This is a genomic window from Actinoplanes sp. NPDC089786 (assembly GCF_040684855.1).
In the GTDB taxonomy this organism is placed as follows: domain Bacteria; phylum Actinomycetota; class Actinomycetes; order Mycobacteriales; family Micromonosporaceae; genus Actinoplanes.
Window position 1 is genome coordinate 97,361 of record NZ_JBFBGU010000018.1, and the last position, 10,822, is coordinate 108,182.

General features: G+C 69.6%; 11 protein-coding genes. 2 read left to right on the top strand and 9 right to left on the bottom strand.

Going from position 1 to position 10,822, the window contains the following annotated elements:
* The first annotated feature begins 99 nt into the window (after positions 1–99).
* Complete coding sequence (locus tag AB0O15_RS35515; protein ID WP_364328108.1) at positions 100–1,149, top strand: LacI family DNA-binding transcriptional regulator; 1,050 nt, start codon at positions 100–102, stop codon at positions 1,147–1,149.
* On the opposite strand, the gene AB0O15_RS35520 is transcribed toward AB0O15_RS35515, so the two are convergent.
* Genes AB0O15_RS35520 through AB0O15_RS35550 form a run of 7 tightly spaced genes read right to left on the bottom strand, consistent with a single transcriptional unit; the run spans position 1,142 to position 7,948 of the window.
* Positions 1,142–1,999, bottom strand: coding sequence for a sugar phosphate isomerase/epimerase (locus tag AB0O15_RS35520; RefSeq protein WP_364328110.1), 858 nt, complete (start codon positions 1,997–1,999; stop codon positions 1,142–1,144). The two genes, AB0O15_RS35515 and AB0O15_RS35520, sit on opposite strands and share 8 nt — an antisense overlap.
* Positions 1,996–3,048 (bottom strand): Gfo/Idh/MocA family oxidoreductase, encoded by a 1,053-nt coding sequence (locus tag AB0O15_RS35525; protein WP_364328113.1) that lies wholly within the window; start codon positions 3,046–3,048, stop codon positions 1,996–1,998. The genes AB0O15_RS35520 and AB0O15_RS35525 overlap by 4 nt, the downstream gene beginning before the upstream one ends.
* Positions 3,041–3,868, bottom strand: coding sequence for a sugar phosphate isomerase/epimerase family protein (locus AB0O15_RS35530; RefSeq protein ID WP_364328116.1), 828 nt, complete (start codon positions 3,866–3,868; stop codon positions 3,041–3,043). The genes AB0O15_RS35525 and AB0O15_RS35530 overlap by 8 nt, the downstream gene beginning before the upstream one ends.
* A gap of 6 nt (positions 3,869–3,874) precedes the next feature.
* A complete protein-coding gene (locus tag AB0O15_RS35535; RefSeq protein ID WP_364328119.1) occupies positions 3,875–4,828 on the bottom strand; it encodes a Gfo/Idh/MocA family oxidoreductase in 954 nt (317 codons plus the stop codon).
* Complete coding sequence (locus AB0O15_RS35540) at positions 4,828–5,691, bottom strand: carbohydrate ABC transporter permease (RefSeq protein ID WP_364328122.1); 864 nt, start codon at positions 5,689–5,691, stop codon at positions 4,828–4,830. Before AB0O15_RS35540 ends, AB0O15_RS35535 begins: the two co-directional genes overlap by 1 nt.
* Entirely contained in the window at positions 5,688–6,614 is a 927-nt protein-coding gene (locus AB0O15_RS35545) for a sugar ABC transporter permease (RefSeq protein ID WP_364328125.1), read from the bottom strand. The genes AB0O15_RS35540 and AB0O15_RS35545 overlap by 4 nt, the downstream gene beginning before the upstream one ends.
* A gap of 2 nt (positions 6,615–6,616) precedes the next feature.
* The gene (locus AB0O15_RS35550; RefSeq protein ID WP_364328128.1) at positions 6,617–7,948 is read right to left on the bottom strand and encodes an extracellular solute-binding protein; all 1,332 of its coding nucleotides are present in this window, start codon (positions 7,946–7,948) and stop codon (positions 6,617–6,619) included.
* A 187-nt stretch (positions 7,949–8,135) separates the two neighbouring features.
* Between AB0O15_RS35550 and uxaC the strand changes: the two genes are divergently transcribed.
* Positions 8,136–9,512: a glucuronate isomerase gene (gene uxaC / locus AB0O15_RS35555; RefSeq protein WP_364328131.1), complete on the top strand. Its 1,377-nt coding sequence runs from the start codon at positions 8,136–8,138 to the stop codon at positions 9,510–9,512.
* 46 nt (positions 9,513–9,558) lie between these two features.
* On the opposite strand, the gene AB0O15_RS35560 is transcribed toward uxaC, so the two are convergent.
* Positions 9,559–10,116, bottom strand: coding sequence for an isochorismatase family protein (locus tag AB0O15_RS35560; RefSeq protein ID WP_364328134.1), 558 nt, complete (start codon positions 10,114–10,116; stop codon positions 9,559–9,561).
* 224 nt (positions 10,117–10,340) lie between these two features.
* Positions 10,341–10,790 carry a hypothetical protein gene (locus AB0O15_RS35565; RefSeq protein WP_364328137.1) on the bottom strand — a complete coding sequence of 150 codons (450 nt, stop codon included), beginning with the start codon at positions 10,788–10,790 and terminating at the stop codon, positions 10,341–10,343.
* Positions 10,791–10,822: the final 32 nt, after the last annotated feature.

Sequence of the window (10,822 nt, forward strand, 5' to 3'; positions counted from 1 at the left end):
CACCGCGTCGCCGTAGGTCCGACCCGGGCCGGTCGCGGCCCGGCGGTGCCGGTTTCCGAGGTGTTGCCCGCGCGTTGCGAGGCGTTCATGATGAGCGCCATGCCGGGGCGCCCGACCATCTATGACGTGGCGGCCGAGGCGGGCGTGGCCGCCTCGACGGTGTCCCGTGCCTATTCCAAGCCGGGGCGCGTCCACGCGGACACCGCCCAGCGCATCTTCGAGGCGGCCGGACGTCTCGGCTACCGGGCCGCGCCCGCGCCGGCCACGCGCCCGCCGGCCGAACGCCAGAAGGCCATCGGCCTGGTCGTCGCGGACGTGACCAACCCGTTCTACGGCGACATCATCAAGGGCGCCTACGAGGCCGCGCGTGAGGGCGGCTACCAGCTCATCCTGACCCACACCAACGAGTCGCCGGAGGTCGAGCGGGAGAGCATCGAGCACGAGCTGGCCCAGGTCGACGGCATCGTGATCGCCAGCTCGCGGATGTCCGACTCGGCGTTGCGGATGGTGGCCAAGCAGAAGGCCGTGGTGCTGCTCAACCGGATGATCCCCGAGGCCAGCTGCGTGCTGAACGACAACGACCGGGGGATCCGGCTGGCCGCGGAACATCTGGCCGCGCTCGGCCACGACCGGATCGTCTACGTCGGCGGGCCGGAGACCAGCTGGTCGGACGGGGTGCGCTGGCGGGCGCTGCGGGAGGCGGCGGCCGACCTGGGGCTGGAGGCGCGGCGGGTCGGCCCGAACGAGCCGAACGTGCTGGCCGGGCTGAGCGCCGCCCGCCGGGTCGCGCGCCTGGAGGCGACGGCGGTGATGGCGTACAACGACCAGCTGGCGATCGGCATCGTCAAGGGGCTGCGCAAGCTCGCGGTACGGGTGCCCGAGGAGGTGAGCGTGGTCGGGTTCGACGACATCACGTACGCCGAACTGGTCGAACCGCAGCTCACCACCGTCGCCTCACCGCTGTACCGGATGGGCCTGACCGGCGTGCAGAACTGCATCGCGGTCGCGCTGGGCGCCGTGCCCAAGGGGCCGCCGCTGGTGCTGCCGATGCGCCTGGTCGTGCGGCAGTCGACGAGTCACCGCGGGCGGGCCGCCGGCGCACCGGCCCGCGGCGTCCCCAGGCCGTCGAAGCCGGCCGTGCTCAGGTGACGCGCCCGGCCAGGAACGATCGCGCCCATTCGTACGAGATCCGGTGCGATTCCGCCTTCGACTCGACGCTGGGCTCGTCCACCTCGATCATGAAGTCGCCGTCGTAGCCGGCCGGGATCGCGTCCAGGACGGCCGTGAAGTCGACGGTGCCCAGGCCGGGCTCGGCCCACAGCCGTTTGGTCGCCGCCAGCTCCGGATAGCTGAGGTCGGGCAGGCCGGCCGGCGGGAAGACGTCCTTGATGTGGATGCCGCCGAGCCGGTCGGCGTAGCGCCGGATGAACGCCGCCGGGTCGACGCCGGCCCAGGCCAGGTGGCCGGTGTCGGGGCCGGCGCCGATCAGGTCGGGCCCGAGGTCGTCGAGCAGCTTGGTGATCTCGTCACCGGTCTCGAAGACCCCGCCCACGTGCGAATGATGCAACGGCCAGATGCCTTCGGTACGCAGCACGCGGCAGACCGCCCCCACGTTCTCGATCGCTCGGTCCAGCCGGCCCGCGTCGAAGCCCGTCCCCACGGCCGGGCGGGCGATGCGCTCGGGCCGGGCCATCGACGACACCATCGTGCGGTCCAGCCCGAGCGCGGCCTGCTGCGCCCCGAAGCGCTTGGCCTTCTCGAGCTCCACGGCCATGTCCACGGTCTCGTCGAACGGGGAGTTGAACAGGCTCAGCGCGGGGGAGAGGCCGTAACCGGCGATCCACTCCCGGTATTCGCCGACGGTCATGCCGTCCGGCACGTCGGCCTTGGTCGCGGTGAAGCCGATGGCCTGGAAGTCCCGGAACGCCTCCTCGAAGACCTCCCGGGTCTTGCCCGCCTTCGACCAGTACGGGATGGGGTTGGCGGCGATGCGGCTCACTGTCGTCCTCCGTCCAGGGCCACCGGTTTCCCTGTGCGCGCGGATTCGTACACCCCGGTGATCACGCCGATCGAGCGGCGGTTGGTGACCAGGTCGACCCGGAGTTCCTCGGTGCCGTCCAGGGCGGCGAGGAAGTTCTCGTACTGCGACCTGTGCGCATCGGACAGCATTCCCGGGTCGCTGCCGGCGGTGGGGACTTCGCGTGCTGTGTTCGTACCCATCAGACGTTCTTGGGGGTTTTCGCCCTCGGCCGTGACCTGGAAGAACACCAGCTGGTCGTTGTCGATGACGGCCGAGCCGCGGTCGCCGTGCACCTGGAGCCGCGCGCTCAGGCCCGGGTAGGCCGCGGTGGTGGCGTGGAGCATCCCGAGCGCGCCGCTCTCGAAGCGCACCACCGCCGCGGCCACGTCTTCCACCTCGATCCGCTGATGGGCCAGGGTGCCGGTGTACGCGAACACCTCGACCGGGTTGCCCAGCGCCGCGACCAGCAGATCCACCGTGTGCACACCCTGGTTCATCAGCGCGCCGCCGCCGTCCAGCGCCCACGTGCCACGCCAGTCCCCGGAGTCGTAGTAGCTCTGCCCGCGCCACCAGTCGATCGACGCGATGCCCGACGTGATCCGGCCGAGCTCGCCGCGCGCGATGGCGCCGAGGACCTGCTCGGTGGACGGGTCGAAGCGGTGCTGCGAGATGACCGTGACCAGCTTGCCGGCCTTCTGCTGGGCCGCGATGATCTCGTCGGTCCGGGCCACGGTGACCTCGGCCGGCTTCTCCACGATCACGTGCTTGCCGGCCTCGAGCGCCTCGATCGCCAGCTCACCGTGCTTGCCGGTCGGGGTGCAGACCACCACGACGTCGATGTCTTCGGTGTCGATCGCCTGGCCGAGCTCTTGAAAAGCACGCCCGCCGTGCTTCGCGGCGAGTTCCGCCGCCTTCTCCGGGATGACGTCGACCACGGCCACCAGCTCGATCCGGTCGGCGAGCTGGGAGATCACCTTGCCGTGGTGCTTGCCGATGACGCCGGCGCCGACCACCGCGACCTTACGCATACTCGATCCCCTCAGCGGTGAGCAGGCCGGTGAAGGCCAGCCAGGCCCTACGGAAGTTGTCCGGTCCGGAGAAGCCGCCGGTGGCGTGCCCCTCGGCCAGGTGCGGTTCGAGCGAGAAGAACCCGTCGAACCCGTCGTGGCGCAGCGCCTGCATGGTCCGCGCCACCTCGCCGTCGCCCTCGCCGGCCGGCACCACCGTGCCGTCGGCGGCCAGGGCGTCCTTGATCTGCACGTACTCCAGGTGGGGCCGCAGCACCGCGTAGCCCTCGGTGTACGGCTTCACGCCGACCTGCACGAAGTTCGCCGGATCCCAGGCCAGGCGCAGGTGCGGCGAACCGACCGAGCGGACGATGTCGAGGCACCGGCGCGGGATGTCGCCGTAGATCTCCTTCTCGTTCTCGTGCAGCAGGATCAGGTCGGCCTCCTCGGCCACCCGGGCCAGCGCCCGCATCCGCTCGATCACCTCGGCCCGCTTCTGGTCGGGGTCGGTGCCGGGCGTCTGGAAGAACGAGAAGATCCTGATGTACGGCGCGCCGAGGAAGTGGGCGACCTCGGCGGCGTGGCGCATCCGCTCCAGGTGGGGCGGGAAGTCGTCGTCGATGTGGATCTTCCCGATCGGCGAGCCGATGCTGGAGACCCCGAGGTCGTGCCGGGCCAGAATCGTCTTCATCAGCTGAAGCTGCTCGTCGTCCAGGTCGAGGATGTTGACGCCCCAGGCGCTGCGCACCTCGATGTATCTCAGGCCCAACTCCTTCGCCACCTCGCACTGCTCGTCGAGGTCGGGTGAGATCTCGTCGGCGAAGCCGGACAAAGTCCACATCGGACGTTACCTCCTGTAGAGCTGATCAATGAGCCGGAGGCTCTTCGTGCCCTCGGCCGGATCGATCCAGAACGGGCCTGGGTCGTGCAACGTGCGGTAGAAGTCGGCGATCAGCAGCTCGTGCGACGCGCCCCAGTAACTCTTCGAGCCCGGGCCGGCGCGCCGTTCCGCGACGTGCTCCACGCGGCCGTCGCGATGGGTGATCGTCAGGCCGTCCCGGATCAGCAGCGTCGCGTCGCCGGTGACGATCTCGATGGTGACCGGGGAGTCGACGGCGTTGGTGGTGGTCGCGAAGAGCACGCTCGTCCCGCCGCCGGCGTGGGTCAGCCGCGCGTTCGCGGTGTCCTCGACGTCGATGGCGTCGACCTCGCCGTAGTGGCCGACGTGACCGCTGACCCCGGTGACGTCGCCGAGCAGCCACTCCAGCAGGTCCAGCGTGTGGATGGCCTGGTTGATCAGGACGCCGCCGCCGGCCCGTTTCTTCTGGCCGCGCCACGGCGCGCTCGCGTAGTAACCGCTGTCGCGATGCCATAGCAAAGTTGCTGTAGCACTGAGGTTCGGCGCTTTTGCTGTAGCATCCGGCGTTCTTTTTGCAGCGCCCGGCGTGATCACCTTGCGGGCCGCCTGGACGGCGGCGTTGTAACGGTTCTGGAGGCAGACACCGACCTTGAGGCCCGGCGCCCGCGCGGCCGCGGCGATCACCCGCTCGGCCGCCTCGACCGTGTCGGCCACCGGCTTCTCCAGCAGCACGTTGACGCCGCGGTCGAGGCAGTCGGCGACGATGTCGGCATGGGTGTCGTGCGGGGTGCAGACGTGCGCGACGTCCGGGCGTACCTCATCGAGAAGTTTGTGGTAGTCATGGGTCGCGGCGCCCACCAGCTCGACCTCGGGCAGGGCGTCGATCGCCGCGAGATGCACCTTCGAGATCGTGCCGAGACCGATCACCACCGCCCGTGGCACTACTTGACCCCGCCCGCGGTCAGCCCGCCGACCAGATAACGCTGGAACAGCAGGTAGAGGATCACGACCGGAGCCGCACAGATCAGCGCCGCCGCCATCATCTGCGAGTAGACCGGCAGCGCCCCGCCCTCCTGGGCCGAGCCGAAGATCTGCAGCGCGACCGCCGCCGTGTGCGTCTCGGGGCGGGTGAGCACCGAGGCGAACAGCACGTCGTTCCAGCCGAGCAGGAACGCGAAGATGCCGGAGACGACGATCGCGGGCAGGCTCAGCGGGATCACGATCCGCCAGAGCACCACCAGGGTGGACGCGCCGTCGGTCCGCGCCGCCTCCTCCAGTTCGCGGGGCAGGCCGCGCAGGTAGGTGACCATCACCCAGGTGGAGAACGGCAGGGCGAAGGTCAGGTACGCCACGAACAGGCCCCAGCGGGTGCCGATCACGGTCAGGCCCAGGTAGTTGCCGGCCGACGAGAACAGCACGAACACCGGGAGCAGCATCAGCGTGCCCGGGATCGACTGGAGCCCGACCAGGCCCCGCAGGATCGTCAGCCGGCCGAGGAACGAGTACCGGACCAGCACGTACGCGGTGCTCGTGCCCAGCAGCGCGGACGCGACCGCGGTGGCCGCGCAGACGATCAGGCTGTTGACGATGCCGGTGGACAGGTCGGCCGTGGTCCAGATCTTGGAGTAGCTCTCGCCGGTGAACGAGCTCGGCCAGAACTCGCCGCTCGCCACCCCGACGTCCGAGTTGAGCGAGGCCAGCACGATGTACGCCAGCGGCACGAGCACCATCGCGCAGAGCAGCACGGTGATCGTGACCAGCAGCGGGCGGGGGAGCAGACGCTGCGCCTCGGCCTGGGCGGTCATTTGTCCACATCCAATCTCACTGCCCGCAGGTAGGCGTAGAGCGGGATCGCGATCAGGATCAACGAGATCACGGCCATCGCGGCGCTGAGGCCGAACCGCAGACCCTGGAAGCTGGTCACGTAGACGAGCATCGGCATCACGTTGACGTCGTCCGGGGCGGGCGCCCCGAACAGCACGAACGGCAGCGTGAAGTTGTTGATGTGGTTCAGGGTGGCCAGCAGGCAGGCGAGCAGGACCGGGCCCCGCAGGTAGGGCAGGATCACCCGGGTCAGCTTGGCCCACCAGTTCGCCCCGTCCACCGCCGAGGCCTCGTGCACCTCGTTGTCGACCGACTGGAGGGCGGCCAGCGCCATCAGGTAGATGAACGGCCACGCGGCCCAGATCTCCACCAGCACCAGCGTCCAGTACGAGTTCGGGCCGCTCAGCCACAGCGTGCTGCCGAGGCCCAGCGTCTCGTTGACGATGCCGTCCGGTTGCAGCATGGTCCGCCAGACCGAGGCCACCACGAACGACGGCAGCACGTACGGGATCAGGAAGACCGCCCGGACCAGGGCCCGGCCCCGGTACGCGTTCTGCGTGACCAGGGCGGCCGCGATCCCGATGGGCACCGTCACCGCCGTCGACAGTACCGCGAAGGACACGCTGAGCCAGATCGACTTCGGCAGGCCGGCCTCGAACGACTCGACGTAGTTGCCGATCCCGATGAACGGGGCCTCCACCCACCGGCGCAGCGTGTACTGGTCGAGGTCGATGAGGGAGATCCACAGGGCCAGCAGCAGCGGGATCAGGATGATCAGCGTCATCAGGAGCCCGCCGGGGGTGAGGAGCCACAGCGGACGCTGCCGCTCGCTCACCTTCTTCCCCGGCTTCGCGTCCTTGCTCCCCGGCTTGTTCCCCGGCGGCGCGGCGGTCACGGCGCTCATGGCTACTTGGCCCGGTCCAGGGACGACTGGGCCTTCTTCTGCGCGTCAGCGATGCGGCCGTCCAGGGTCGCCGCGGACACCGGGCCCTTGGCCAGGTCGGGCAGGGTCTGCACGGCCACGTTGGTCAGCGCGAGCTGGATGTCGGCCCAGGCGCCGGTGAACGGGGTCGCCACCGACTTCTGCGCCGCGTCGGTCAGCGGGGCCAGCTTCTGGTCCGACTTCAGGGTGTCCAGCGCCGCCGCGTTCGCGGGCAGGTTGCCGAACTTCTTGTAGTAGTCGAGCTGCTGCTCCTGATCGGTGACCAGCTTGACGTACTCGAAGGCCAGGTCCTTGTTCTTCGAGTAGTCGGCCACCAGCAGGTTGTCGCCGGAGAGGATGCTCGCCGCCTCGACGCCGTTGGCCGGTCGGCTGGTGGCGCCCGGCGGGACGGTCGGCAGCAGCGTGAACGCCCACTTGCCCTTGACCGCGCCCTGGTCCAGCGAGTTGATCGCGGTCGCCGTGGTCAGCGCGAAGTAGCCGGTCTTGCCCTTGGAGAACGCGGCGACGGCCTGCGGGTTGGTCCAGCCGATGGCGGCCGGGTCGACGACCTTGTCGGTGGTCAGCCAGCCGAAGTACGTCTCGTACGCCTTCTTCACCGTCGGGTCCTGCAGCTTGGCCGTCTTGCCGTCGACCAGCGGGTTGCCGGCCTGGGTGGACATGCCCCAGACGAACTTCCACGGGTCGAAGTTGTCCTTGTACGCGATCGCCAGGCCGTACTGGTCGCCCTTGGTGAGCTGCTTGGCCTGGGCGGTGAGCTCGTCCCACGTGGTCGCCGGCTTGTCGATGCCGGCCGCCTTGAGAAGCTCGGTGTTGTACGCCATCACGAACGGCCGGCTCACCCACGGGATGCCGACCTGGTTCTGGTCGTCCGGGCCGGAGATGCCGAGCGTCGCCGGCACGAACTTCTCCTTGCCGCCGATCTTCTTCCACTCCTCGTCGCCCAGCTTCACGAACGCGCCGGTCGAGTAGGCGGTCGGGGTGAACGTGGTGCCGACCGCGTACACGTCGGGCCCGGAGCCGGCGACCACCGAGGTCTGGATCTTGGTCAGCTCGTCGTTCGCGGAGGCGAACGTCTCGAACTTCACCTCGGCGCCGGTCTGCGCCTTGAACTTGTCGCTGATCGACTTCTGCCAGGCCGCGAACTCCTCCGGGTACTGGGTGTTGGCGCCGATCAGCACGTTCAGCGTCTTGCCCGCGCCGTCCCCGCCGCCGCCCTCGTCGCCGCCGCCGCAGGCCGTCATCGCGGCGACCAGCACGGTGGCGCCGGCCAGCGCTATCGCTCTTCCGTAACGCATCGCTATGTTCTCCGTTTCGCTTCTTCGCCGCGGTCCGCCTGCCGGTCCAACAACCCCGCAGTGACCGACATCACTGTTACGAGCTGGTTTCCGGAATGGCAATTGGTTGCCATCAGTTGCCATCGCGCCCGTGGCAACAACTGGCAACCGCTTGCTGTGCGTTTACGGACGGCCCGAGGCTCGGGCCATGCCCGCTCTCGCACCGCATCCCGACCGGCTGCTGCCGTCCGACCCGGCCGTCCGGCAGATCGCCCGCCGGCTCTACGAGGCGGTGGCGGCGCTGCCGATCGTGTCGCCGCACGGGCACGTCGACCCGCGGATGCTGCGCGACGACACGCCGTTCCCCGACCCGGCGACGCTGTTCATCAAGCCCGACCACTACGTGACGCGGCTGCTGCACGCCGGCGGGGTGCCGCTCGACTCGCTGCTCGGGGACGCCGACCCGCGCTCGGTGTGGCGGCTGTTCTGCGCCCACTGGCACCTGCTGCGGGGCACGCCGGTGCGCTACTGGTTCGAGAGCGAGCTGCACTCGATCTTCGGGATCACCTCACGGCCGTCGGCCGACAACGCCGATGAGTTGTACGACCAGATCGACGCGTTGCTGCGCACGCCCAGCCACCGGCCGCAGGCGTTGCTGTCCCGCTTCCAGATCGACTTCATGGCCACCACCGACGACCCGGCCGACGACCTGGCCGCGCACGCCGCGTTAAGAGATCTGCCGACGCGCGTGGCGCCGACCTTCCGCCCCGACCGCTACCTGGAGGTCGGGCGCCCCGGGTGGCCGTCGATCGTCAAGGAACTCGGCGGAGACGTCGGTTCCTACGCCGGCTACATCGCCGCGCTGGAGGAGCGCCGCCGCTACTTCGTGTCGGCGGGCGCGGTGTCGGCCGACCACGGCCACGTCGACGCCGGCGCGGCGCCGCTGTCACTCGACGACGCGAACCGGATCTATCGGTCGGCCCTGAAATCCGACGTGTCACCCGCCGAGGCGACCGCCTTCCGCCGCCACATGATCGTCGAGATGGCCCGGATGTCCTGCGACGACGGCCTGGGGATGACCCTGCACCCCGGCGTCTTCCGCAACCACCACACGGCCACCTTCGACCGGCACGGCCCCGACACCGGCCACGACATTCCGGTGGCGGTGGAGTTCACCGAGTCGTTGCGGCCGCTGCTCGACCGGTTCGGCACCCACCCCGGCTTCCACCTGGTGCTGTTCACCGTCGACCCGGACGTCTTCACCCGCGAGATCGCCCCGCTGGCCGGTTTCTATCCGGCCGTGTTCGCCGGCGCCCCGTGGTGGTATCTCGACAACCCGACCGAGATCCGCCGATACCAGCGCGCGGTCACCGAGACGGCCGGTTTCAGCAAGCTCTCCGGTTTCATCGACGACACCCGGGCCTTCTGCTCCATTCCCGCCCGGCACGACATGTCGCGCCGCCTCGACGCCGGCTTCCTGGCCGAACTGGTCGCCACCCACCGCCTCGACCCCGAGGAGGCCGAGGAAACCATCGTCGACCTGGTCGTCCACCAGCCCCGCCGCGTCTTCAAGATCAAGCCTTAGCTTCAGGATCGAGCCTTGGCTTCCGGATCGAGCCTTGGCTTCAGGATCAAGCCTTGGCGAAGTCGACCTCGTCGACATCAACCACACCGGCCGACTTGCCCGGCGCGGTCTGGTGCTTCCAGTAGAGGTTGGTGTGCCGGATGACCGCCTCGGGCTCCGGCGCGCCCCACGACGACCGATCGCCGGACGTGTGCGCGTCGCCGACCAGGTAGGTGTCGTAGCCCCGGGCGAACGCACCGTGCAGAGTGGACCGCACGCACGCATCGGTCTCGGCCCCCGACAGGTAGAGCGCGCCCACGCCCAGCCCCGCGAGCACCTCTTCGAGATTCGTCCCCTCGAACGAATCCCCGTGGTGCTTCTCCACCACCGTCTCACCCTCGCCGGGCGCCAGTTCCGGGACGATCAGCCAGTCGTCGCTGCCGCGCACCAGCCCGTCATCCGAGTGTTGCACCCAGACAACCGGAACCCCCGCGCCGCGCGCCCGCTCAACCAGCCTGGCCACCGCGCCCACGACCCGGTCCCGCTCGAACGCCTCGGCCACCACACCGTTCTGAACATCGATCACCAGGAGCGCCGCGCGCTCACGCCCCACCAAAGTCGTCATGGCTCCAAGCTAATCCGCGGGTACGACAGTTCGGGCGCCCTTGAAGCCTCATCAACCTCCAGCGTTGCCTGCCGCTGCCGCCTGCCGCCTGCCGCCGCCGCCCGCCGCCTGCCGCTGGTCCGCGAACCTCGTCGGCCTCCAGTGCTGCCTGCCGCCTGCCGCCGACTTGGTGCCTGCCGCCCGCCGCGCGTCCCGGCAACGTCGTCATGGCGGCGCCCTGAACGTCAGCCGGCTGCCCGCTTCACCAGCTCGCCGATCCGGGCCTCAACCTCCGGCGTCAGCGTCGTCACGGCGAACGCCGTGGGCCACATGTCGCCGTCGTCCAGCTCGGCCGGGTCGTTGAAGCCGAGGGTCGCGTACCGGGTGTCGAACTTCTTGGCCGGCTGAAGGAAGCACACGACCTTGCCGCCCTTGGCGTAGGCGGGCATGCCGTAGTAGGTCTTCGGCGCCAGCCCCGGCGCGCTCTCCTGGACGATCCGATGGATCCCCTCGGCAAGGACCCGGTCGGCGTCGGGCAGCTCCGCGATCTTCGCCAGCAGGTCCGCTTCCGGGTCAGCCTTCTTGCCCCGGGGCAGCCGCTCGGTCTTCAGCTCTTGAGCACGCTCCTTCATCGCCTTGCGTTCGTCCTCGCTGAACCCGTCGTAGCTCTTCTCGTTCGTCTGCCTGGCGGTCATCGTCCGCTCCTTCTCGCTGGTCTCACCCCATG